General features: G+C 71.5%; 23 protein-coding genes. 17 read left to right on the top strand and 6 right to left on the bottom strand.

Translation table 11 applies throughout. The features are described from left to right. Positions 1-175: 175 nt before the first annotated feature. The 7 genes from BLR02_RS18230 to BLR02_RS29590 all read left to right on the top strand — a co-directional run bounded on the left by BLR02_RS18230 (position 176) and on the right by BLR02_RS29590 (position 7,615). A complete protein-coding gene (locus BLR02_RS18230; RefSeq protein ID WP_090664181.1) occupies positions 176-2,173 on the top strand; it encodes a proton-conducting transporter transmembrane domain-containing protein in 1,998 nt (665 codons plus the stop codon). Positions 2,174-2,191: 18 nt separating this feature from the next. Beyond that, on the top strand, positions 2,192-3,133 hold the full coding sequence (locus tag BLR02_RS18225; RefSeq protein ID WP_245704844.1) for a respiratory chain complex I subunit 1 family protein: 942 nt from the start codon (positions 2,192-2,194) through the stop codon (positions 3,131-3,133). Then, on the top strand, positions 3,133-3,801 hold the full coding sequence (locus BLR02_RS18220) for a hydrogenase-4 component E (RefSeq protein ID WP_090566424.1): 669 nt from the start codon (positions 3,133-3,135) through the stop codon (positions 3,799-3,801). Before BLR02_RS18225 ends, BLR02_RS18220 begins: the two co-directional genes overlap by 1 nt. Then, positions 3,801-5,252, top strand: coding sequence for a proton-conducting transporter transmembrane domain-containing protein (locus BLR02_RS18215; RefSeq protein WP_090664180.1), 1,452 nt, complete (start codon positions 3,801-3,803; stop codon positions 5,250-5,252). Before BLR02_RS18220 ends, BLR02_RS18215 begins: the two co-directional genes overlap by 1 nt. Continuing rightward, positions 5,249-6,751, top strand: a complete 1,503-nt coding sequence (locus BLR02_RS18210; RefSeq protein ID WP_090664179.1) for a hydrogenase large subunit — start codon at positions 5,249-5,251, stop codon at positions 6,749-6,751. The genes BLR02_RS18215 and BLR02_RS18210 overlap by 4 nt, the downstream gene beginning before the upstream one ends. Next, entirely contained in the window at positions 6,751-7,296 is a 546-nt protein-coding gene (locus tag BLR02_RS18205; protein WP_090566432.1) for an NADH-quinone oxidoreductase subunit B family protein, read from the top strand. Before BLR02_RS18210 ends, BLR02_RS18205 begins: the two co-directional genes overlap by 1 nt. A gap of 136 nt (positions 7,297-7,432) precedes the next feature. Beyond that, complete coding sequence (locus tag BLR02_RS29590; protein ID WP_176849660.1) at positions 7,433-7,615, top strand: hypothetical protein; 183 nt, start codon at positions 7,433-7,435, stop codon at positions 7,613-7,615. Positions 7,616-7,627: 12 nt separating this feature from the next. Here the strand turns inward: BLR02_RS29590 and BLR02_RS18200 are convergent, their stop codons facing one another. Genes BLR02_RS18200 through BLR02_RS18190 form a run of 3 tightly spaced genes read right to left on the bottom strand, consistent with a single transcriptional unit; the run spans position 7,628 to position 11,440 of the window. Next, complete coding sequence (locus BLR02_RS18200; RefSeq protein ID WP_090664178.1) at positions 7,628-9,895, bottom strand: xanthine dehydrogenase family protein molybdopterin-binding subunit; 2,268 nt, start codon at positions 9,893-9,895, stop codon at positions 7,628-7,630. Further along, the gene (locus BLR02_RS18195; RefSeq protein WP_090566438.1) at positions 9,888-10,946 is read right to left on the bottom strand and encodes an FAD binding domain-containing protein; all 1,059 of its coding nucleotides are present in this window, start codon (positions 10,944-10,946) and stop codon (positions 9,888-9,890) included. Before BLR02_RS18195 ends, BLR02_RS18200 begins: the two co-directional genes overlap by 8 nt. After that, positions 10,943-11,440, bottom strand: coding sequence for a (2Fe-2S)-binding protein (locus BLR02_RS18190; protein ID WP_090664177.1), 498 nt, complete (start codon positions 11,438-11,440; stop codon positions 10,943-10,945). Before BLR02_RS18190 ends, BLR02_RS18195 begins: the two co-directional genes overlap by 4 nt. 224 nt (positions 11,441-11,664) lie before the next feature. Here BLR02_RS18190 and BLR02_RS18185 point away from each other — a divergent pair, with 224 nt between their 5' ends. Further along, positions 11,665-12,252 (top strand): TetR/AcrR family transcriptional regulator, encoded by a 588-nt coding sequence (locus tag BLR02_RS18185; RefSeq protein ID WP_090566444.1) that lies wholly within the window; start codon positions 11,665-11,667, stop codon positions 12,250-12,252. A 142-nt stretch (positions 12,253-12,394) separates the two neighbouring features. On the opposite strand, the gene BLR02_RS30900 is transcribed toward BLR02_RS18185, so the two are convergent. Both BLR02_RS30900 and BLR02_RS18175 read right to left on the bottom strand, forming a co-directional pair. After that, on the bottom strand, positions 12,395-12,544 hold the full coding sequence (locus BLR02_RS30900; RefSeq protein WP_281201091.1) for a DUF4214 domain-containing protein: 150 nt from the start codon (positions 12,542-12,544) through the stop codon (positions 12,395-12,397). 435 nt (positions 12,545-12,979) lie between these two features. Then, the gene (locus tag BLR02_RS18175; RefSeq protein ID WP_090566451.1) at positions 12,980-13,981 is read right to left on the bottom strand and encodes an NADP-dependent oxidoreductase; all 1,002 of its coding nucleotides are present in this window, start codon (positions 13,979-13,981) and stop codon (positions 12,980-12,982) included. 78 nt (positions 13,982-14,059) lie between these two features. On the opposite strand from BLR02_RS18175, the gene BLR02_RS18170 reads away from it, so the two are divergent. Beyond that, positions 14,060-14,524, top strand: coding sequence for a DUF427 domain-containing protein (locus BLR02_RS18170; protein ID WP_218127987.1), 465 nt, complete (start codon positions 14,060-14,062; stop codon positions 14,522-14,524). Between the two features lie 110 nt (positions 14,525-14,634). Continuing rightward, positions 14,635-14,928, top strand: a complete 294-nt coding sequence (locus BLR02_RS18165) for a hypothetical protein (RefSeq protein WP_090566457.1) — start codon at positions 14,635-14,637, stop codon at positions 14,926-14,928. 22 nt (positions 14,929-14,950) lie between these two features. On the opposite strand, the gene BLR02_RS18160 is transcribed toward BLR02_RS18165, so the two are convergent. Then, complete coding sequence (locus BLR02_RS18160; protein WP_090664175.1) at positions 14,951-16,954, bottom strand: 4Fe-4S dicluster domain-containing protein; 2,004 nt, start codon at positions 16,952-16,954, stop codon at positions 14,951-14,953. Positions 16,955-17,099: 145 nt separating this feature from the next. On the opposite strand from BLR02_RS18160, the gene BLR02_RS18155 reads away from it, so the two are divergent. From BLR02_RS18155 to BLR02_RS18125, 7 genes are all read left to right on the top strand, one after another. Further along, entirely contained in the window at positions 17,100-17,774 is a 675-nt protein-coding gene (locus BLR02_RS18155; protein ID WP_090664174.1) for a biotin/lipoate--protein ligase family protein, read from the top strand. After that, on the top strand, positions 17,771-18,313 hold the full coding sequence (locus BLR02_RS18150) for a DUF6505 family protein (RefSeq protein WP_090664173.1): 543 nt from the start codon (positions 17,771-17,773) through the stop codon (positions 18,311-18,313). Before BLR02_RS18155 ends, BLR02_RS18150 begins: the two co-directional genes overlap by 4 nt. Further along, on the top strand, positions 18,310-19,341 hold the full coding sequence (locus BLR02_RS18145; RefSeq protein ID WP_090566466.1) for a DUF6352 family protein: 1,032 nt from the start codon (positions 18,310-18,312) through the stop codon (positions 19,339-19,341). The genes BLR02_RS18150 and BLR02_RS18145 overlap by 4 nt, the downstream gene beginning before the upstream one ends. Next, complete coding sequence (locus BLR02_RS18140) at positions 19,341-19,856, top strand: DUF3305 domain-containing protein (RefSeq protein ID WP_090664172.1); 516 nt, start codon at positions 19,341-19,343, stop codon at positions 19,854-19,856. Before BLR02_RS18145 ends, BLR02_RS18140 begins: the two co-directional genes overlap by 1 nt. Then, complete coding sequence (locus BLR02_RS30500) at positions 19,853-20,494, top strand: DUF3306 domain-containing protein (protein WP_090664171.1); 642 nt, start codon at positions 19,853-19,855, stop codon at positions 20,492-20,494. The genes BLR02_RS18140 and BLR02_RS30500 overlap by 4 nt, the downstream gene beginning before the upstream one ends. A 137-nt stretch (positions 20,495-20,631) precedes the next feature. After that, positions 20,632-21,198 (top strand): TorD/DmsD family molecular chaperone, encoded by a 567-nt coding sequence (locus BLR02_RS18130; RefSeq protein ID WP_342670585.1) that lies wholly within the window; start codon positions 20,632-20,634, stop codon positions 21,196-21,198. Between the two features lie 19 nt (positions 21,199-21,217). Further along, on the top strand, positions 21,218-21,439 hold the full coding sequence (locus tag BLR02_RS18125) for a hypothetical protein (RefSeq protein ID WP_090566475.1): 222 nt from the start codon (positions 21,218-21,220) through the stop codon (positions 21,437-21,439). Positions 21,440-21,447: the final 8 nt, after the last annotated feature.

Raw genomic sequence — 21,447 nt, 5'->3', positions numbered from 1 at the left:
CCCCGGACGAATCACGCGGCGCCTTCGGCGCTCGGACGCTTTCCCTATCCTGTCATTGCGCAGAAGTTAAGTGAGTGTTTTGCCATATGATGTCCCCGCAGCGCCGAAACGGCCCTTCGCGCCGGTCGCGAGGGCAGGCTAGAGTGCCGGCCGTGCAAGCCTCGCCCTGCCCTCCGTGCTGACGGCGCTCGCCCTCGGCCTGGCCCTGCTGGGCCTGCTCGCTCTTGCCGCCCTGCCGCTCGCCGGGCACCGGCTGGCGGGACGGATCGTGCATGGCGGATGCTGTGTGGTCTCGGCGGGCTTCGCGCTGGCCGCCCTGGGGGGGATGGCCTTCGGCCTGCCGGAGGAGCCTCTCCGGCTGCCCTTCGGCCCGGCCTGGGCCGGAATGTCCCTGGCAATGGACGGGCTCTCGGCCTGGTTCCTGCTGCTGCTCGGCCTCGCGGGGGTGGCGACGTCGCTCTTCGCGCTGGGTGGGGCGCCGCGTGGGCTGGTCGCCTGGCCGATCTTCCTCGGCGCAATGGCGCTCGCCCTGCTGGCCGCGGATGGCTTCACCCTGTTGCTGGGTTTCGAGGCGATGTCGCTCGCCTCCTGGGCACTGGTGGCGCTCGATCACCGCGAGGCAGGGAACCGGGCGGCGGCTCGCCTCTACCTGATCGTCGCGGCCCTGGCGGCTGCCTGCCTGCTGCCCTGCTTCGGCCTGCTGGGGGCGATGGATTTCGCCGCGATCCGGGCAGCGCCACCGGAGGGCTGGCGGGCCGTCGCCGTGCTGGCGCTCGGGCTGGTCGGTGCCGGGGCCAAGGCCGGTCTCGTCCCGTTGCATGCCTGGCTGCCGCTCGCCCATCCGGCGGCGCCGAGCCATGTTTCGGCGCTGATGTCGGGGGCGATGACCAAGGTGGCGCTCTACGTCATGGCACGGCTGCTGCTCGACCTCTGCGGGCCGGTTCAGCCGGGGTGGTGGGGGCTGCCGCTGCTGGTCCTCGGGGTAGCCTCGGCCGTGCTCGGTGCGCTGCGGGCCAATCTCGAGGAGGATACGAAGGTGCTGCTGGCCTGCTCGACGATCGAGAATGTCGGGCTGGTGGTGGTGGGGCTCGGCCTCGCGCTGCTCTTCCGCGGCGCTGATCTCGGGGCGATGGCGGCGCTGGCGGCCGGGGCGGCGCTGCTGCATGCCATGGCGCACGGGTTGTTCAAGACGCTGCTCTTCCTCGTCGCCGGCGCGATCCAGCACGCGGCGGGCAGCCGGCGGCTCGACCGGCTGGGCGGGTTGATCCATGCCATGCCGCGGACCGCGCTGGCGGCGGCGATCGGGTTGGGCGCGGCTGCGGGCCTCCCGCCGCTCTCGGGTTTCGCCAGCGAATGGCTGTTGCTGCAGTCCCTGCTGGCCGGCTGGCGGCTGGGCGAGATCGGCCTGCAGATGGCCGCCGCCGCCGCGCTGGCCCTGGCGGCCATGGCCGTGGCGTTGGCCGCGGCGGCGATGCTCCGTTTCTTCGGCCTCGTCTTCCTCGGCCGCCCACGCAGCCCGCGCGGGGCCGGGGCCCGGGAGATGGGGCGGTTGCAGGTCGTGGCGATGCTGCTGCCGGCCGGGCTGACCGTGCTGCTCGGCCTGTTCCCGGCCCTGGCGCTGGAACTGGCCGGGGAGGGCATCCGGCAGCTGGTCGGGCCGATGGTCAGGCCGCCGGTGATCGGGCTGGCGCTCGGCGCGGGCGAGGGGCATTCGACCTATGCGCCGCTTGCCGTGGCGCTGCTGATCGGCCTCGCGCTGATGCTGCTCTGGGCCGTGGTGCGGTGGCGCTCGCCCGCCATCGCCGACCGTGGCCCGGTCTGGAATGGCGGCTTCATCGACCCGCCGGCGGAGCTGATTTTCGGCGACCCGCTGAGCCAGCCCTCGGCGGCCGGCATGGCGCAGCCGCTGCGGCGGATGCTCGGTGGCACGCTGCTCGCGGCGCGGGAGAGGGTGACGTTGCCGCCTCCGGGCGACCCGCGTCCGGCGCGGCTGGAAGCCGGCTTCGAGGATCGCATCGGGATGGCGCCGCTGACGCCCGCGGCCCGGATACGTGACGCCGTGGCGGCCCAGGTCGAGCGCCTTCGCAGCCTCACCATCCGTGGCTCGCTGTCGCTCGTCTTCGCCACGCTGGTCGGGCTGCTGGCGCTGGTGGCCTGGCTGGAGGGCCGCTGAGTGGCAGTGCTTGGCGCTGTGATCGCGCAACTCCTGCACCTCGCGCTGATGCTGGCGGCGGCGCCGCTGGTCCTTGGCGTGGTGCGCTGGCTGAAGGCGCGGATGCTCGGCCGGCGTGGCACTTCGCCGCTGCAGCCGCTCCGCGACCTGGCGAAGCTGCTGCGCAAACGCCCGGTCCTGGCGGAGAATGCCTCCGTCGTCACCGAAGCCGCGCCCCACCTCGCCGTCGCGGTCACCGTGGTCGCCATCGCCCTGGTGCCGAGCTTCGCCCATGGCATGGCCTTCGCCCCCGTGGCCGATCTCGTGCTGGTGGCGGGGCTGCTGGCCCTGGCGCGGATGGCGCTGGCGCTCAACGGGCTGGATGTCGGCACCGCTTTCGGCGGGCTCGGCGCGGCACGGGAGATGAGCTTCGCCGTCTTCGCCGAGCCGGCGCTGCTGGTCTCGGCGTTGAGCTTCGCCATCCTGGCTGGCACCACCAATCTCGACCAGATCGGCGCCGTGTTCCGCGACGGGGCGCTCGGCCTCCGCGTTTCGCTCGGCCTCGCGGCGGTGGCGATGCTGGCGGTGGCGCTCGCCGAGAATGCGCGCATCCCGGTCGACAACCCGTCGACGCATCTCGAGCTCACCATGGTGCATGAGGCGATGCTGCTGGAGGCGTCCGGCCGGCATCTCGCGCTCTGGGACTACCAGGCGGCGCTGAAGCTGACCCTCTGGCTGGCGCTGGTCTCGGCCATCTTCCTGCCCTTCGGCGTGGCGCCGGCCGGCACCGGGCCGCTCGCCTGGTTGATCGGGCTGCTGGCCTGGGCGGCGAAGATGGGCACGCTCTGCCTGGCACTCGCATTCTTCGAGAATGCCATCGCCAAGATGCGGGTGTTCCGGGTGCCGGAATTTCTCGGCGCTGCGCTGCTGCTGGCCCTGCTGGCGGCGGCGCTGCTTTTCGTCTCGACGGGTTTCGCCTGATGGGCTTCGGCCAGCTTCCCTACGACGTCGCGCATCTCCTGGGGGGCGCGATGCTGCTGCTCTCCTTCATGCTGCTCTACCAGCGGCGGGTCGCGGCGGTGGTGAGCGTGCTGGCGGCGCAGGGGGCGGTGCTCGCGGCCGCTGCCGCATGGCAGGGCTTCGTGCAGGGGGCGCCGCAGCTCTACCTGACGGCGCTGATCGCCGCCGTGGCGAAGGCAGGGCTCATCCCCTTCGCGCTCCGCTGGATGATCCGCAAGCTGGCCCTGGCGCGTGGCGTGGATCCGGCGCTCGGCATCGGGCCGAGCCTGGTGGCCGGGGTGGGGCTGGTGGCGCTCGCCATCATGGTGACGCTGCCGATCACCACCGGGGCGCAGGCCCTGGCACGGGAGGATCTGGCGCTCGCCCTTTCCGTCGTGCTGCTCGGGATGCTGATGATGATCACCCGGCGCAACGCCATCCTTCAGGTGGTGGGGCTGATGAGCCTCGAGAACGGGCTGGTGCTGGCCGCTGTCGGCGTCACCGGGATGCCGCTGGTGGTGGAGCTTTCGACCGCGGCGCTGGTGATGCTGGTGCTGGTCGTCGCCGGAGTCTTCACCTTCCAGATCCGCGGGCGCTTCGACAGCCTCGACACCGCCCTGCTGCACCCGCACCGGGGGGAGGAGGGTTGATGCCGGCGGAATTCCCGCTTGCCTGGGCGCTCGTCTTCCTGCCCTGGGCCGGGGCGGCGCTGCTGGGCTTCCTCCCGCGGGAACGGGTGGCGGCGCTGGTGAATATCGGCGTCTCGGCGGCCTCCTTCCTGCTCGCCCTGCTGCTCCTCGCGGAGCCGGTGGGGGTGCAGGGCTGGACGCGGCTCGATGCGCTCAACCTGCCGCTGGTGCTGCTGTCCTTCCTCATCGGTCTGACGACCGCGGTCTATTCCTATGGTGCCCTGGCGGCCGAGACGCTGGACCCGCTGCGGCTGCGCGCCTTCCATGTTGCCTTCCAGGTCTTCATGGGGGCCCAGGCCCTGGCGCTGCTGGCCGACAATCTCGGCGTGATGTGGGTGGCGATCGAGATCGCGACGCTCGCCAGCGTGCTGATGGTCGGCCTGCACGGGACGCCGGCGGCGATCGAGGCGGCGTGGAAATTCTTCATCCTGTGCGGCGTCGGCATCGCGCTCGCGCTGCTCGGCACCATCATCCTCTCCCTCGCGGCGCGGCCGGTGGTGGGGGAGGAGGATGCGCTGTCCTGGGCGGTGCTGCGGGAGGTCGCCGCGCGCTGCGACCCGGGCGTGCTGAACCTTGCCTTCGTTTTCCTGCTGGTGGGCTATGGCACCAAGGCCGGGCTGGTGCCGCTGCACGCCTGGCTGCCGGATGCCGAGGCCGAGGGGCCGATCGCCATCTCCGCCGTGCTCTCGGGCCTGCTGCTGAATGCGGCGCTGCAGGCGGTGGTGCGGGTGAAGGCGGTGGTCGGCGCGCATCCCGAGACGGTGCCGCCGGGGGCGCTTCTGCTGGCCTTCGGCCTGGCCTCGGTACTGGTCGCGGCCTTCGCACTCTGGCGCCGGCGTGATGCGCGGCGCTTCTTCGCCTGGAGCAGCATCCTGCATATGGGCCTCGCCGCGACCGGCTTCGGCATCGGCGGCCCGGCCGGGCATCTTGCCGGGCTGCTGCACATGCTCGGCCATTCATTGGCAAAATCGGCGGTGTTCTTCGGCATCGGCGCCGCGGTGCGGCTGCGCGGGTCGCAGCGGATCGCCGATCTGGGTGGGCTCTGCGCATCATACCCGGCGCTCGGCTGGGCACTGGTGACCGGCATACTCGCAGTGGCAGGGCTGCCACCCTTCGCGCTCTTCGCCAGCGAATTCCTGCTGGTGACGGAGGTGGCGGCGACGCATCCCTGGGTCATCCTGCCGCTCGGCCTCGGCCTGCTGGTGGCAGTGGCAGCGAAGATCCACACGCTGCAACTGCTCTGCTTCGGCGATCCGGGGCCAGGTACGCCGCCAGCGGCAGGCCCGGAGAAGCTGCATTGGCCGAGCCTCGGCCCGATCTGGCTGCATCTAGTCCTGGCGCTGCTGCTGGGCGTGGCGCTGCCCGGGCCGCTGCGGGCGATGCTCGGCGAGGCGGCGGGGGTGGTGGGATGAGCGATACGCTGCTGCGGCTGATCCGTCATGGTCAGGAGCAGGGCTGCCGCCCGCACCAGCGCTACCTGCTCGACCGGGCCCAATGGGCGACGCTGGTCGCGGCGCTCGCCGACATGCCGGAGGTGGCGCTGCTCGGCCTTTGGGGTGATCCAGGCCAGGTGCATGCGGCATTGCTGATCGAGGACGGCCTGCTGATCGCCTCCTGCGGCGTGCCCGATGGGCGTTTTGCCGCATTCTCGCCGGTGCGGCCGGGGGCGGTGCTGTTCGAGCGCATGATCCGCGACCTCTGGGGGTTCGTGGCCGAGGGCGGCACCGACCAGCGGCCCTGGCTCGACCATGGCCGTTGGCCGGTCACCGGCCCGCTGGCGGCGAATCCAGCGCCGAACGGCATGGCGCCGCCGCAGCCGGTCTTCCTCCCGGTCGAGGGGGAGGGCGTGCACCAGATCCCGGTCGGCCCCGTCCATGCCGGCATCATCGAGCCGGGGCATTTCCGCTTCCATGTCCAGGGCGAGACGGTGGTGCGGCTGGAGGCGCGGCTCGGCTACCTGCACAAGGGACAGATCGGGCTGATGCTCGGCAAGCCGGCACCCGTCGCGGCGCGTTTCGCGGCGCGGCTCTCCGGTGATTCGACCGTCGCGCATGGCTGGGCTTTCGCCCAGGGCGTCGAGGCGGCGTTGGGGATCACGCCCTCGCCCCGGGCGCTCGCCCTGCGCGCCCTGATGGCGGAGCTGGAACGGCTGCACAATCACCTGAACGATTGGGGCTTTCTCTGTAACGACGCATCCTTTGCCTGGCTGCACGCCCGGGCCGGGGCGCTGCGCGAGGCGGTGCTGCGGGCTGCCAACACGGCCTTCGGCCATCGCCTGATGATGGACCGGGTGGTGCCCGGCGGCGTGAGCGATGACCTGCGCCCTGGCGGCGATGCCGCAATCCGTGCGGCGCTGGCGATGGTCGCGGCGGAGTTGCCGGCGCTGGAAGCTGTCTATGACAGCCATGCCAGCCTGCAGGACCGGATGGTCGGCACCGGGGTGATCACGCCTGCCCTGGCCATGCTCTTCGCCGCCGGCGGGGTGGTGGGGCGCGCCTCGGGCCGCGGCTTCGACGCGCGGCGAAGGCCGGGCTATGCGCCCTATGCGCCGGCCGAGGCCGCGGTGCTCACGGCGGGGGATGTGGATGCGCGGGCGCGTATCCGTCTCGCCGAGATGCACCGGTCGGTCGCGCTGGCCAAGGGGCTGCTGGAGAGCCTGCCACCCGGCGAATTGCTGGTCCCGCTGCCGCAGCGCGGCGGCGAGGGGCTCGGGCTTGTCGAGGGCTTCCGTGGCGAATGCCTGCATTGGGTGGCGCTGGATGACGAGGGGCTGGTGCGCGCCGTCTTTCCGCGCGACCCGTCCTGGCTGCACTGGCCGCTGCTCGAGGCGGCGATCGAGGGGAATATCGTGGCCGACTTCCCGCTCATCAACAAAAGCGTCAATGCCTCCTATAGCGGAGTCGATCTCTGATGCAGGGCTGGCGCCGGTTGCTCTGGCCGCGGCTGGCGCAGGGCCTGGTATCCGCGCCACTGACCGACCCGCCGCCGGTGCCGCCGGAGGAGGTGGTGCAGGCGCTGGTGGCGCGGCTGGAGGCTGCTGCCCAGACGCGGCTCGGGCGCAGCCTTGCCATACGCCAGGTGGATGCCGGCTCCTGCAATGGCTGCGAGCTCGAGATCAATGCCATGCAGAATGTGGTGCATGACCTGGAGCGCTTCGGCCTGCGCTTCGTCGCCAGCCCACGCCATGCCGATGTGCTGCTCGTCACCGGCCCGCTGACCCGCAACATGCGCGAGGCGCTGCTGCGCACGGCAGAATGCATGCCCGAGCCGAAATGGGTCGTGGCGGCAGGGGATTGTGCCGTGGATGGCGGCAGTTTCAAGGACAGCTACGCGGTCGAGGGCGGGATCGATGCGGCGCTGCCGGTCGATCTGCTGATCCCGGGCTGCCCGCCGACGCCGACGCAATTGCTCGAAGGGATGCTGGCCCTGATCGAGGCGCAGCGCGCGGGGGGCTGAGGGGCAAGATTGGGCGAAAAAAGAATCGGGCCGGCCGGAGATCCAGCCGGCCCGATGGCGGCCTCCATGGGCCCCCAGTCTGACAACGGCTTGCCGGGAAATAGCCGTTGCCGAACGTCGCCCGTCCGTTCACCAGATGCCGAGGCAGCGGGCCTTCGGGACGACAGGGCAAAGCTTCGCCGATCCAGCCTCTACGGGAGGTGAGGCGCGGCTTAAACTGCGGCAATGCGGCCATCCCTGCAGTGTCGATGAGGCGGTGATGGAGATCACCGCCTCGGAGGATGCGGAGCTGGTGCTGGTGGAAGTGGCTGCCGGATAGGCGGGCGGCCACTCAGCCGGGGGCGCCGCCGATCAGGGCCTCGGGGCCGATCGGGAAGCGGCGGGGACGGATGCCGGTCGCATGCCAGACGGCATTGGCGACGGCGCCTGCCGAGCCGGTGATCCCGATCTCGCCGACGCCCTTGACGCCGAGCGGGTTCACATGCGGATCGATCTCCTCGACCAGGATGGCCTCGAGCGAAGGGACATCCGCATTCACCGGCACATGGTACTCGGCGAGATCGGCGTTCATCACCCGGCCTGAGCGGCGGTCCAGCACGGCCTTCTCGTGCAGGGCGAAGGAGACGCCCCAGATCATGCCGCCGTAATACTGGCTGCGGACGAGGCGCGGATTGATGATCCGCCCCGCCGCGAAGGCACCGACCAGGCGCGTCGCCCGGATCTGGCCGAGCTCGGGATCCACCTTCACCTCGGCGAAGACCGCGCCATGCGCATGCATGGCGTAATGCTCCTGTGCCGCGGCGTCCGCGGCGCCATGGCCGCGCCCCTCGACCTCCTCCAGCCCGGCGCGCCCGAGGATCGCGGCGAAGGACTCGCCCCGGCTCTCGTCGTCGCGGCGCAGCAGCATGCCCTCGCGCGCAATCACCCCGGCATTGCCTGCACCGAAAAGGGGCGAGCGCTCATCCGCCATCGCCAGCGCCGCCAGCTTGCCGATGGCATCGGCACCGGCGCTGTGCAGGGCGGTCCCGGCGGTGGCGGTATGGCCCGAGCCGCCGGCGATGCCGGCATCGGGCAGGTTGGAATCGCCCGCCCGGAACTCCAGCCGGGCGAGCGGCAGGCCAAGGCTATCCGCCGCGATCTGCGCCAGTGCCGTCCAGGCGCCCTGGCCCATATCCTGGGCGCCCAGCTCGGCGAGGCCGCTGCCGTCGCGGCGCAGGACCGCCCTGGCCTGGCCCTGGAACATGATGGCCGGGAAGGTCGCCGTGCCGAGGCCCCAGCCCACCAGCAGCCCGTTCTCGTCGCGCATCTGCCGCGGCGCGAGCGGGCGCCCGGCCCAGCCGAAGCGCTCGGCTCCCTGCCGGTAGCACTCCCGCAGCGCCTTGGAGGAGAAGGGCTTGCCGGAGATCGGCTCGACCTCGGCGTAGTTCCTGAGGCGGAATTCGAGCGGATCCATCCCGCAGGCCAGGGCCATCTCGTCGATGGCGCTCTCGAGCGCGATGCTGCCACTCGCCTCGCCCGGTGCCCGCATGAAGATGGGCGTGCCCGTATCCACCCGCACCGCATCGGCGGTGGTGACGATGGCCGGGCTGGCATAGAGCGTATGCGAAACATCGCAGGCGGCTTCGTAGAAATCGTCGAAGCTGCTGGTCACGGTCCGCACATGATGGGCGAGGGCGGTCAAGCCGCCGTCCGGCGCAGCGCCCAGGCGCAGCACCTGTTGCGTCGGCGCGCGGTGGCCGACAGGACCGTACATCTGCTCGCGCCGCAGCACGAGCTTCACCGGCCGGCCGACCATCCGCGCCGCAACGGCGCCGAGAATCTGCGGACCGGAGATCAGCCCCTTGGAGCCGAAGCCGCCGCCGAGGAAGGGGCTGCGGACATGGACATCCTCCGGCGCGATGCCGAAGAGCCCGGCAAGCCGCGCCCGTGCCCAGGCAAGGCCCTGGCTCGGCGTATCGACCAGGAGCCGGTTGCCGTCCCAGGACGCCACGATGGCATGGGGCTCCATCGCGTTGTGGTACTGGGCGGGCGTCTCGTAGGTCGCCTCGATGCGGTGCGCGGCACCGGCGAGCCCGGCCTCGATATCGCCATGCCGCACTTCCGGCGGACTGCCGGCGCCGATGGCGGGCGGGACGAAGGCCTCGCCGGCATCCAGCCCGAGCCGGGTGGACTCGGCCTCGTAGCGCGGGGCGAGGAGGGTGGCGCCCTCGGTCGCCGCCTCCAGCGTCTCGGCGATCACCACCGCAATCGGCTGCCCCGCATAACGCACATGGTCGTTCTGCAGCAGGTCGAGGCGGAAGCTGAAGGGGCCCTGTTTCTCGTCCGGGTCCTGGGCGAGCAGGGGGCGGTTCGCCGGGGTCATCACCTCGACCACGCCGGGATGCGCCTTCGCCGCCGCCAGGTCGAGGAAGGCGACGCGGCCACGGGCAATGCGGCTCACGGCCAGCACGGCATGGAGCAGGCCGGGCGGATGGTTGTCAGCGGCGTAGCGCGCCTGGCCGGTGACCTTCAGCACCCCGTCCCTGCGCGTGAGGGGCTGGCCGATGCTCGATCCGTGCCGGGCGTTGGCGGCGCTGTCCAGGGGCAGGGTGTCAGCCATGCGGGCGGCCTCCGGGAAGGGGCGCGAAGGGAGAGGCGGGGAGGGCGGGCAGGCGCTCGGGCGTGCCGGCCGCAGCAAGGGTCAGGGCGCGCACGAGAATCCGGCGCGCCAGCTCGATCTTGTAGGCATTGTCGCCGGAGGGGCGGGCCTCGGCGAGCGCGGCCTCCGCGGCACGGCCGAAGCTTGCCGCATCCGGCGGGGCGCCGGTCAGCGCCCTCTCTGCCGCCTCGGCGCGCCAGGGCTTCGCGGCGACGCCGCCGAGCGCCAGCCGCGCCTCGGTGATCACCCCGCCCTCGAGGCGCAGGCCTGCCGCTGCCGAAACCACGGCGAAGGCATAGGAGGTCCGCTCCCGCAGCTTGATGTAGCGGGCATGCGGGGCGAATGTTGCCGCTTCCGCTGGCAGGCGCAGGGCGATGATCAGCTCGCCCGGCGCCAGCACGCTCTCCTGCTCCGGCGCCTCGCCGGGGAGGCGGTGGAGATCCTCCAGCGCCACCTCCCGCCGGCCATCCCGCCCCTCGATCTCGAGCGTCGCGCCAAAGGCCGCCAGTGGCACGCAGAGATCGGAAGGGTGCGTGGCGATGCAGGCATCGCTCCAGCCGAGGATGGCATGCAGGCGGTTCTCGCCGCCTCGCGCATCGCAGCCGCTGCCGGGCTGGCGCCGGTTGCAGGCGCTGGCCGTGTCGTAGAAATAGGCGCAGCGGGTGCGCTGCAGCAGGTTGCCGCCGAGGGTCGCTGCATTGCGCAGCTGGGCCGAGGCGCCGGAGAGCAGGGCCTCGGCAATGGCGGGGAAGCGGCGCGCGAAATCCGGGTCGGCCGCAAGGTCGGCATTGCGCAGCTGCGCGCCGATCCGCACCCCGCCATCCGGCAGGTGCTCGATCCGGTCGAGGCCCGGGATGTGGTTGATGTCGATCAGCCGCTCTGGGCGGAGGACGCCGCCCTTCATCAGGTCGATGAGGTTGGTGCCGGCCGCGAGATAGGCGCTGCCGGGGATGGCCGCCGCCGCTATGGCCTCCGTCACCGTCGCCGGGCGGATATAGTCGAAGCGGTTCATGCCACCTCCTCCCGGGCGTCCCGGCTCATACGCTGTTGCGCCTCGAGCACCGCCTCGGTGATGCCGCGATAGGCGCCGCAGCGGCAGAGATTGCCGCTCATGCCCTCCCGCACGCGCTCGGGGTCGTCGCCCGCGCTGCCCTCCTGGATAAGGCCGAGCGCGCTCATGATCTGGCCCGGCGTGCAGAAGCCGCACTGGAAGGCGTCATGCGCGATGAAGGCGGCCTGGATCGGATGACAGGCCTCGCCATCGGCCAGGCCCTCGATGGTGAGGATCTCGGCACCGTCATGGCTGAGCGCGAGCGCGAGGCAGGAATTCACCCGGCGCCCATCGAGGAGGATGGTGCAGGCACCGCACTGGCCGCGGTCGCAGCCCTTCTTGGTGCCGGTCAGGTCGAGGCGTTCGCGCAGCAGGTCGAGCAGCGTGACCCTTGGGTCATCGAGCTCGACAGTCCGTGGCGTGCCGTTGATGGTCAGCGTGATCGACAGGCTCATGCGCGACCTCCGATAGGGGCTGGCTCGGGAATTTCCGCCCGTGCAGGATGGTGTTCGCCCTGGGGCGAGGGGCGCCCTTGAAACGCCCGGCCCGTTGGGAGACGACGGGCCGGGCATGGCGTTCAGGAGCAGGCGATCGGGAACCGGAGCCTATCCACCCGCTGCCATGGGCGATAAAATACGGAGGGTGCCTCCGTTTACAAGAGGGGTGCCGGGCGGCTGGTATGACGAATCAGGGAGCGAAAGGCGCACGGAAGCCACGTGCCGATGCCCTCCGGAACCGCGAGCGTGTGCTGGAGGCGGCCAAGCTGGTCTTCAGCCAGGGCGGCGCAGAGGCGAGCCTGGAGGCCGTGGCAAGGCAGGCTGGCGTCGGCATCGGAACCTTGTATCGCCACTTTCCGACCCGGGAAGCCCTGTACGAAGCGGTCTATCGCCGCGAGGTGGAGCAGCTCGTCGAGCTCGCCGAGCAACTGAAGGCGGAGGCCGAGCCGGCCGAGGCACTCCGGCGCTGGATGCGGGCGAATGTGGAGTTCATCGCCACGAAACGGGGCATGGGGACGGCGCTTGCCCTCGCGGCCTATCGCCCGTCGGATCTTGCGGCCTATTCCCTTGACCGGCTGACCGGGGCGCTTGGGGATCTGCTGCAGCGCGCCGCCGCTGCCGGCGAGGTCCGCGATGATATCGGCGCGGAGGATCTGCTGCGGACCCTGGTCGGCCTCTGCTACGCGCAGGAGCGTCCGGGCTGGCAGACCCAGGTCCTGCGCCTGGTCGATGTCTTCATGGATGGGCTTCGCCATCGCCCCGAGGCGTGATCGGCGGCGAGGCCGGCTGGCTCCGCCAGTACCCTCAGGCGAAGGTGATTCCGCCGTCGATGAGGAGCAGGATCTTGTGGATGAACTCCTGGCTGTCGGCGAAGAGCTGGAGCAGTTCCACCCGGCTGTGGCCCTGGTCCATTTAGCTGATCCAACCCGCGAGGCCGCCGGCATCGGGCTCGCGCCCGAGGGTGTTCTGGTAGAGCATGGTGACGAAGCCGCTGTTGCTCACCGCCGGGTAGTGGGCGTTGAACTCGGCGCTGTTGACGAAGGCGCCGGCGAGGTCGGCAATGGAGTGGCCACTCTCGACATGGCTCGACCAGCCATTCAGCCCGAGCGTGTCGGGCGCGCGACCGAGGGCGGCGAGGTACAGCGCGTCACCTGGCCGATAGGCCCGCCATTGACCGAGGTGCTGGCATCCGCGGCATAAACTGCAATCGACGAGGTGTCGCTGGTGCCGTTCTGCGTCAACGACAGGGCACAGGCTTGGCCGGCCACCATATCGAAGCCAAACCAGTATTCATCGCGATTATGCTCTCATACCCCCGAGGCGCTGTAGCGCGGCATTATTCGATTTCCTAATCGGATCGATCGAGGGGCTCTGTATCGCCGCCGAACCGCTTCATCATGGGAACGAAATACATCGTCCTGGCGGCACCGGCTGGCAAGAGCGCCGGTGCTGAATGGCGACAGGAGGGGGATGGGTAGGCCCATCCCCCACCGGTATTCAGTCGATCTTCACCACCAGCTTGCCGAAATTGCTGCCCTTCAACAGACCGATGAAGGCGGTCGGCGCGTTGCGCAGCCCTTCCACGACATCCTCCCGCCAGGCCATGCGCCCGGCCGCCATGAACCCGAGCATCTCCTGGCGGAATTGCGGGTAGCGGGGCCAGCCATTGTCGCTGACGATGAAGCCCTGAATGCGCAGGCGCTTGCGCACGGCGGCCATCAGGTTCGGCCCGGGGCGCGGCTCCACGTCGTTGTACTCGGCAATCATGCCGCACATCACCATGCGGGCATGGTCGTTGAGCCGTGGGAAGACCGCGCGCTGCACGGCGCCGCCGACATTCTCCCAGTACACATCGACGCCCTGCGGGCAGTGCCGGTCGAGCTCGGCCGCGAGGTCGCCGCGATGGTCGATGCAGGCATCGAAGCCCAGTACTTCAGTGACGAACTCGCATTTCTCCCGGCCACCGGCGATGCCGATCACCTTGCAGCCGCGAATCCTGGCGATCTGCCCGACCACCTGCCCGACAGCGCCGGAGGCGGCGGAGACGACGACGGTCTCGCCCGCCTTCGGCTGGCCGATATCCTCGAGCCCGACCCAGGCGGTGAGGCCCGGCATGCCGAGTACGCCAAGGCTGGCCGAGAGCGGCGCCTCCTTGGGATCGATCTTGAAAAGGCGACCCGGCTGCACGCAGGAGTAGCGCTGCCAGCCGAATCCGCCGAGTACCGTATCGCCCGGCGCGAAACCCTCGACCGTCGAGGCGACGACCTCGCCCGCGGTCTGGCCTTCCATCACCGCGCCGAGGGCGACGGGGGCGGAATAGCTTTTCGCGTCCGACATGCGGCCGCGCATATAAGGGTCGAGCGAGAGGTATTGGGCGCGCACCAGGACCTCGCCTGGCTGGGGTTGCGGCACCGGCGTCTCGGCGATCTCGAAATCCTCCGGCACCGGCTCACCCTTGGGGCGGCGGCGCAGCAGGATCTGCAGGTTGCTCTCGGCCATGCGGCGTCCTCCTTGGTTGGGCAGCAGAGATGCGTCCGGGATGGTTGCAGGGGAAGGGGGCCGGGCCAGATGGGGCCCATGACAGAACGCGTTGCCGACTACCCCCGCCCGCCCCGGCTGGAGCCGAGCCATCGCCGGATCCGCATCCGCCTCGGCGGCGAGACGATCGCCGATACGCAGGCGGCCTGGCGCGTGCTGGAGACCTTTCACCCACCGGTCTGGTACCTGCCGCCGGATGCCTTCCGCCCCGGAGTGCTGCGGCCGGCGCCGGGCCAGAGCTTCTGCGAATGGAAAGGACTCGCCCGTTATTGGACCCTGGCAGCGGGCGGGGTGGTGGCGGTGGCGGCGGGCTGGAGCTACCCGGCGCCGTCAGCCGGGTTCGTCACCATCCGCGACCATGTCGCGGTCTATGCGGGGCGAATGGAGGCCTGCCTCGTCGACGATGAATCCGTGGTACCGCAGCCCGGCGACTTCTATGGTGGTTGGATTACGCAAGACCTGATCGGGCCGTTCAAAGGTGAAGCTGGCACGACAGGCTGGTAACGACGCCCACCGTAACATGATGCATTGCAACCCTTGAGGGTGACAGTTACGCTCCAGTCCAGTGCCTGGAACCACGATCCTGTGGCTCTTTCATGATCGGGACCTGACCCATGCGTAAGACGTTCCTTTCCCTGGCTGCCCTGACGGCCCTGGCGGCCTGCTCCGCCCCGAGCGGCCCGGCCCCGACCACGGCCACCAGCGGCCCCGGCTCGCCTCCGCTGCAGCAGGAGATCTACCGGCAGCCGCACAGCGCCAATGCCGGCGCCGGCACGGCGACGATCTCGGGTGGTGACACCCAGGGCCGCCCGCAGGTCACCCGCGACGGCACCACCGCCGGCCCGGGCGTCGGGGGCGTGCCCTCCGAATACCGGCCGATGCGGAACCGCTCCAACAAGGGCGGCTGAGCCTGATCCCGGCGGAGGAGGGCTACTCCTCCTCCGCTTCCCGGATCCAGTCCTCCGTCGTGCGAACGACGGGACGAGACGGGCCGGCATAGGGATCGACACCGCCGAGCGTCGCCTCCGACGCACGGCAATCCTCGCAAAGCTCGAGCAGGGCGAGGCGGGACGGATCCTTGAACATCCAGTGGCCGCTCGCGGCCAGGCGGGACTTCACCCGGGCGATGCTGCTGGCCGTGCCGAAGGGCTTGGCGCAGTGCGCGCAGGGGAAGGGCGCCTCCTCCTTCACCACCTGCGGCTGGGACGCGGCCTCGGCGAAGTTCAGCCGGGGGCTGAGGCTGATCACCCGCTCCGGGCAGGTTGCGGCGCAAAGGCCGCATTGCACGCAGGCATCCTCCAGGAAGCGCAGCTGCGGCGTCTCGGGATTGGCGCTGAAGGCCCCGGTCGGACAGACCATCGTGCAGGCGAGGCAGAGAGTGCAGCCGTCGGCGGCAACCGCGGCGATGCCGAAGGGCGCGGCCTCCGGCATGGCGATCACCTCCGGCGCCTCCGGTCCACGCAGGGCCCGCAACGCTTGGCGCAGCACCTCTCGCGGTGCGCCGAGCGGCAGGAAGCCGGCTGTGGGCCAGCCGGTGCGGAGCGCCAGGGCCGGGGCCAGCGCCTCGCCCAGGCTGAAGGGGTCATCGGTTTCGATCGCCGCGGCGCGCGGCAGGGCGGCGGCGAGGCCAAGCCCATCGAGCGCCGCCTCGGCATAGTCGAGGTTGCGGAACAACCCTTCGGTGCCATGGCCCCGCCGGCCCGGCAGCAGCACCCGCACGCCCGCGGCGCCCCAGGCGAAGGCGGCGGCAAGCGTCGCCAGGTCGAGTTGGCTGGCCTCGTTGAGCCGCAGCGGCAGCACGCGGGCCGGCAGACCCTCGCCATGACGGGCCAGGGCATCGATCAGCCCCTCGCCATGCGTGCCGCCATGCAGCAGCAGGATGGCGTCTCGCCCACCCGCCTCGGCATAGCCCAGCAGCAAGGCACGCAGCCGGGCCAGGGTGGTGCCAGGCGGCGGCAGGGCATAGGTCACCGCGCCGGTCGGGCAGACCGCGGCGCAGGCGCCGCACCCGGCGCAGATCTCGGCGCTGATCTCGACGCTGGTCTTGCCGGGCGTGATGGCACCGGTCGGGCAGAGATCGAGGCAGCGCGTGCAGCCGGTGCGGCGGTTGCGCGCATGGGCGCAGAGCCCGGCCTCGAACTGGACGAAGCGCGGCTTGTCGAACTCGCCGACAAGCTGGCCGGCCTCGGCGACCAAGCGCTCGACGGCGGCCGCATCGGCCGGGTTGGCGCGCAGATAGCCCTGTCGCGTCTCGTGGAACAACGCCGGGCCGCCGGTCAGGTCGAGGATGACGTCGCAGCGGCTGCGCGCCCCGTCCCGCCCCGGGCCCCAGGCATAGGCGGCGCGCGAGGCGGGGGAAGGCGCGGCATGCCCATCCACCACCACCTCGAAGGCACCGAGCCAGCCGGTGGCGCTGCGCGCCCGGCCGCGGAGGATGGGGAAATCGGTGCGCGGCGCCGGGGTGACCGGCTCGGTGCCGGTCAGCAGCACGGTCAGGTCCAGCCGGTCGGCGAGACGCCGGGCAGCCTCGATCGCCACCGCGTCGCGGCCCAGGACCAGGGTCACGCCGGCGCTGGTCAACGGCACCAGCGCGGTCTCGGGCAGGGGAATGGCCGCCGCGGCGATCAGCCCGGCGATCTTCGGTCCCGCCCCGGCACCCTCGGCCGACCAGCCGGCCTGTTCACGAAGGTTGACGAAGGCGAGGGGCTGGGTGGCGCCGGCCTCTTCGGCGAGTTCCGTGAAGAGCGGCGCCTCCTGGGTGCAGCCGACGGTCACCGGCCGGCCGGTGGCGAGGGCGGCGAGGAAGCGGTCCCGCTGCGCCTGGCAAAGCTGCTCCGCGGTCCGCAGCTCGGCGCCGCAGCCACGCGCGATGCCCCGCTCATCGAGGCGCATGCTGTCCTCGCAGCTGCAAACCAGGGCGATGCGGTCCGGCATTCTCGGGAATTCCTTACTATATTCGGTGCCAGGCATGATCCGCACCCACAGGAACGCGGCCGTTCGGACCTTCGGCGATGCTGCCCTAGGCGCGCCTGGGCCGGGCGCATATATGCCGCGATCCACGACCTTGCGAGGGAGAAGCATGGAGTTGCCCGATCTGCCCAGCGTCTTTACCCCTCTCGCGTTGCGCGAGGGCGGCGACGCCATGGCGCGGGCGATGGCGCTGGCCGCGGAGCGGGGCGCCGGATTGCTCGCCTGGGTGGGAGCCTATGCACGGGCGGAGGCCGCGGTGGTTCTGGAGCCGGAGCTTTCCCTGGCCGAAGCCCGGCTGGCGCTTCTGGCCGCGGCGAATGCGCTGGCCGATGCGCTGGTGGTGCTCGGTCCGCCCGAGGCGATCATCGCGCTGCGCTGGCCGGCGGAGGTGCTGGTGAATGGCGGGCATTGCGGCGGGCTGCGCCTGGCCGCGCCGCCGGGCACCGGGGAGGCTGCGGTGCCGGACTGGCTGGTGGTTGGCTTCGAGCTGGCCCTGGCCTTCCCGCCTGGGCATGAGTCAGGGCATCACCCCGACCGCACCTGCCTGGAGGAGGAAGGCTTCGAGGCGCCTTCCGCCGCCGCGCTGACTGCCGCCTGGGCGCGGCACCTGATGGCCGGCCTGGATCGCTGGCAGTCGCAGGGCCCTCGCAAGCTGCTGGAGGATTGCCTCGCGCGGCTGGAGGATGGGCGGGACGAGGCCGGCCTTCGCCGCGGCATCGATCCGCGCAGCGGGGCGCTGGTGCTGGAGCGCGACGGCGCGCGCCGCCTGGTCCCCCTCGCATGAGCCGCCTGCCGCGCACCCTGCGGCTCGACCCCTCGGATCTGGTGGTCTTCGAGCGGGCGGCGGAGCCGGGCGAATGGGCGGTACCCGGCGGCTTCGCCTTCTGGGACGATGAGCCGGCCGGCCTCACCGGCAAGCGCCGCCAGGCCTTCCGCGCCGGCTTCCTCGGCCTCGGCAGCTTTGGCTGGTCGACGCTGGTGGAGGTGGCCGAAGCAGGCCCGGTGGAGCGGGAGGCCGCCGTCGCCGCGCTCGCCGCGCATATCCGGTCCGAGTATGGCGCGCCGGATGAGGCCGCCGCGCGGGCGGCGGCGGAGGAGGAGATCAGCTTCGCCGAATCCCTTTGCAGCCATCCGGCCGGCACCGTGCTGGCGCTGAGCCGCAGCATCGAGGACGGGACGGTGCGCGAGCGCTTCCGCACCTTGCACCGGCGCGAGGCGGAGCACCGCGAATTCGGGGCGCTGCCGGTCTTCGGCATCGTCGAGACGGAGGAGGAGCCGGCGGAACGGCCGGACCTCACCGCAATGGGGAAGGGCGGGCGATGATCGGGCCGGGCGATTTCTGGCTGTCTTCCGGCCACCACCTCTGCGACCGGGACGAGGCGGGGCGGCTGGTGCCGACGCCCGATCTCTGGCGTGCCTTCCTGGCCCGTCCGGAGCTGCTGCCGCCTGAGGAGGCTTGCGAGGCGGAACTCGCCCTGCATACCGGCCTGCTGGCGGCGCCGTTGCGGCCGGTGCCGGAGGCCGAGCTGGCGGCGCTGGCGGATGCGGATGCGCGGGAGAATTGGCAGGTCTTCCTCGCCTTCCGCGAACGGGTGCGCGCCGCGCCGACGCTGGAGGCCGCTTGGCTCCGCCTGTTCCGCGAGGGGGTGGCGGGCGTCCCGCCGATCTTCCTGCAGATGCTGACGCATCTCGTCACCCGCGCGGCGATGGAGGGGGAGGGGGATGCCTTCACCCTCCGCGCCGCCGAGGCCTTCTTCCGGCCGCAGCGGGCCGCCATCCACCCCGGCGCGCTGCTGCTGGCGGATGAGGAATTCCTCGATGCCCGCGCCGCCGATGGCGATCTCGGCAGCATCGGGCGGCTGCTGACCGAGGCTGGCGCGCCGCCGCGCGAGGTGGAGCTCGATGTCCTGTCCGAGACGCATGCATCCAACTATGCAGCGCGCTCGGACGCGCATGACCTGGCGCTCGATATCGCCGAGGGGCGGCCCGGCCAGCACGGCATGGCACGAGCGCTGGAGCGCTTCATCCGCCATGTCGTCGGGGAGGAGGTCGCGATCCATCCGGTGCCGGTGATCGATGACCGCAACTGGACCTGGCATGTGGGGCTTGATGCAGAGGCGACCGCCATCGCCAATGATCTCTGGAAGGGCTCCAAGGTGAAGCAGGCGCGGCTCGCGCGCATCCTCTGGCTAGGCGTGCTGGAATTCGCCGACTCCTCGCGCGTGCTGGCGCGGGCGGCGGGGCGGCCGGTCTATCTGGCGATCGCCATGGACGTGGCGCAGCGGGTGCGGCTCAAGCCGCAGAACCTCGCGGTCGGCCTGCCGCTGAAGACGGCGGCGGAGGCGGTGTGATGCGGCTCGAGGTTCCCGGCACCATCCGCATCCCCGTGGCCGTCCTGGCCGAGCGCCGCCCGGCCGCCACGCGCTGGGCCGATTGGTCCTGGCGCGCCGTCGAGGTGCTGCGCGAGGCGCCCGAGCTGCCGGACTGGACGGTGCTGCGGGAGGAGGGCGGCAGTACCCTATTCTTCGCCGGTGCAGCGGAGATCGTGCTCTCGCCGACCGACACGCCGAATTACCGCGACAACATGACCGCCGACCCGCCGCGCATCTGGGTGGTGCTGCGGCCGGTCGAGGCGGAGCCGGGCCTTGCCCTGCATGTCGTCACCGTCGATGCCGGCGAGGCGCAGCTCTATGCCGATAGCGGCGCCGACCTGCTGGAGAGCCTCGTGCTGCCGGACTGGCTGCGCCCGGTCGTCGACGCCTTCATCCTCGAGCATCATGTGGAGCGCGCGCAGCACAAGCGCCGCCGCGACCGGGCGGACCCGGATTCGCTCGGCACGAGGCCGGGCGGGCGGCGCGGGCAATGAGCGGGGAGGGTTTCCTCGGCCGCTGGTCGCGCCGCAAGCGTGAAGCGGCCCAGGGCGCGCCTGAGCCGGCCGAACCAATGCCGTTGGCGCCCCCGGCGGCTGCACCGCCGGAGACCGTATCCCCTCCCGAAGCTCCGGCCTTCGACCCGGCCAGCCTGCCGCCCGTCGAGAGCCTGACCCAGGCAAGCGACTTCACGGCCTATCTGCGCGCCGAGGTGCCGGCGGCGCTGCGCAAGGCGGCGCTGCGCAAGGCCTGGACGCTCGATCCCGGCATCCGCGACTTCGTCGGGCCTGCCGATTATGCCTGGGATTACAACGCGCCCGATGGCGTGCCCGGCTTCGCCCATGTGCTGGGCGGCGACCTGAAGCAGCTGCTGGCCCAGGCAATCGGTGCCCTGGAGGAGGCGGTGGCACCCGAGGAGACGGAGGCGCCTGGGACCGAGCCGGGCCCGGAGCCAGGGGCAGGGCAGGGGCTGGAGCCGGACGTATCGCCCGGCACGGTCCTGGCCGAAGCGCCCGCCCTGCCGGACGAGGCGCCGGCGCTGCCGCCCGAGCCCTCCATCTCCGAGATCCTGCCGTCCGACCCCGTGCCCACCTCGTCGTCCCGGCGCCGGCACGGCGGCGCGGCCCCGGTGTGACGTCCCGACAAGATCCTTGCCTCGCGGCTGACTGACCGGATCCGGGACGGTTCCCGGCCGAAGGCTTCCTGTGCCTTGTGTCTCGGAATTAATCTGGATAAATAATGATGATGCGATCTCCGGGCTCTGGAACCGAAGTGACTGACCCGCTCGATGCGGAACGGTCGCGCCTGTTCGCGCTGCTGGGCCGGCTGCTGACGGCCGCGCCGGATGCGGCGCTGCTGGGGCGGCTGGCGGCTCTGCGGGGCGATGCCTCGCCGATCGGGCAGGGGCTGGCCGGGCTGGCCGAGGCAGCGGCGCGGACCGATGCGGCGCGGGCGGAGCGGGAATACTTCGCCCTCTTCATCGGTGTCGGGCGGGGCGAGTTGCTGCCTTACGCCTCCTACTACCTGACCGGCTTCCTCCATGAGCGGCCGCTGGCCGAGCTGCGGGCGACGCTCGCGGCGCTTGGCATCACGCGGGCGCAGGGCGTGGCGGAGCCGGAGGATCATCTCGGCTTCTGCTGCGAGGTGATGGCGGGGCTGCTGGAGCGGCGGTTCGGTGGCCTGGATGCCGGCGAGTTCTTCGCCCGCCACCTGGCACCCTGGGCGAAGCGATGCTTCGCCGATCTGGAGGCGGCGCAGGCGGCGGATTTCTACCGCTCGGTCGGGGCGCTCGGGCGCATCACGATCGAGATCGAACAGGCGGCAGCCGCGCTGCCGTGACGCGGGAGGGTGAGTGGCGATGAACGAGAAGACCACGGCCGCACGGCGCGGCTTCCTGCGAGCTCTTGGGCTCGGCAGCGCCGCGGCGGCCGGGGCCGGAACGGCCGTGGCGCAGCGGGCGGATTCGGTGCCGCCCCGCATGGCGGAGAAGGAAAAGGCGGCGCAGCGCGCCGCCGCCCGCTACCAGGCGAATGCCGCGGATGTGCAGGCCTTCTATCGCACCAACCGTTACGAGCAGTAGGTCCGGCG

The sequence above is a fragment of the Belnapia rosea genome, from assembly GCF_900101615.1.
GTDB classification, from domain to species: Bacteria; Pseudomonadota; Alphaproteobacteria; order Acetobacterales; family Acetobacteraceae; genus Belnapia; species Belnapia rosea.
This window is presented reverse-complemented; position numbering and strand designations above follow the sequence as displayed.

Coding starts and splice junctions, on each gene's coding strand:
- BLR02_RS18145 (WP_090566466.1), top strand. CDS start 18,310: ATGATCGGGCCGGGCGATTTCTGGCTGTCTTCCGGCCACCACCTCTGC.
- BLR02_RS18200 (WP_090664178.1), bottom strand. CDS start 9,895: ATGGCTGACACCCTGCCCCTGGACAGCGCCGCCAACGCCCGGCACGGA.
- BLR02_RS18150 (WP_090664173.1), top strand. CDS start 17,771: ATGAGCCGCCTGCCGCGCACCCTGCGGCTCGACCCCTCGGATCTGGTG.
- BLR02_RS29590 (WP_176849660.1), top strand. CDS start 7,433: ATGCCGAGGCAGCGGGCCTTCGGGACGACAGGGCAAAGCTTCGCCGAT.
- BLR02_RS18190 (WP_090664177.1), bottom strand. CDS start 11,440: ATGAGCCTGTCGATCACGCTGACCATCAACGGCACGCCACGGACTGTC.
- BLR02_RS18125 (WP_090566475.1), top strand. CDS start 21,218: ATGAACGAGAAGACCACGGCCGCACGGCGCGGCTTCCTGCGAGCTCTT.
- BLR02_RS18205 (WP_090566432.1), top strand. CDS start 6,751: ATGCAGGGCTGGCGCCGGTTGCTCTGGCCGCGGCTGGCGCAGGGCCTG.
- BLR02_RS18160 (WP_090664175.1), bottom strand. CDS start 16,954: ATGCCGGACCGCATCGCCCTGGTTTGCAGCTGCGAGGACAGCATGCGC.
- BLR02_RS18220 (WP_090566424.1), top strand. CDS start 3,133: ATGGGCTTCGGCCAGCTTCCCTACGACGTCGCGCATCTCCTGGGGGGC.
- BLR02_RS18175 (WP_090566451.1), bottom strand. CDS start 13,981: ATGGCCGAGAGCAACCTGCAGATCCTGCTGCGCCGCCGCCCCAAGGGT.
- BLR02_RS18140 (WP_090664172.1), top strand. CDS start 19,341: ATGCGGCTCGAGGTTCCCGGCACCATCCGCATCCCCGTGGCCGTCCTG.
- BLR02_RS18215 (WP_090664180.1), top strand. CDS start 3,801: ATGCCGGCGGAATTCCCGCTTGCCTGGGCGCTCGTCTTCCTGCCCTGG.
- BLR02_RS18170 (WP_218127987.1), top strand. CDS start 14,060: ATGACAGAACGCGTTGCCGACTACCCCCGCCCGCCCCGGCTGGAGCCG.
- BLR02_RS18210 (WP_090664179.1), top strand. CDS start 5,249: ATGAGCGATACGCTGCTGCGGCTGATCCGTCATGGTCAGGAGCAGGGC.
- BLR02_RS30500 (WP_090664171.1), top strand. CDS start 19,853: ATGAGCGGGGAGGGTTTCCTCGGCCGCTGGTCGCGCCGCAAGCGTGAA.
- BLR02_RS18155 (WP_090664174.1), top strand. CDS start 17,100: ATGGAGTTGCCCGATCTGCCCAGCGTCTTTACCCCTCTCGCGTTGCGC.
- BLR02_RS18195 (WP_090566438.1), bottom strand. CDS start 10,946: ATGAACCGCTTCGACTATATCCGCCCGGCGACGGTGACGGAGGCCATA.
- BLR02_RS18165 (WP_090566457.1), top strand. CDS start 14,635: ATGCGTAAGACGTTCCTTTCCCTGGCTGCCCTGACGGCCCTGGCGGCC.
- BLR02_RS18185 (WP_090566444.1), top strand. CDS start 11,665: ATGACGAATCAGGGAGCGAAAGGCGCACGGAAGCCACGTGCCGATGCC.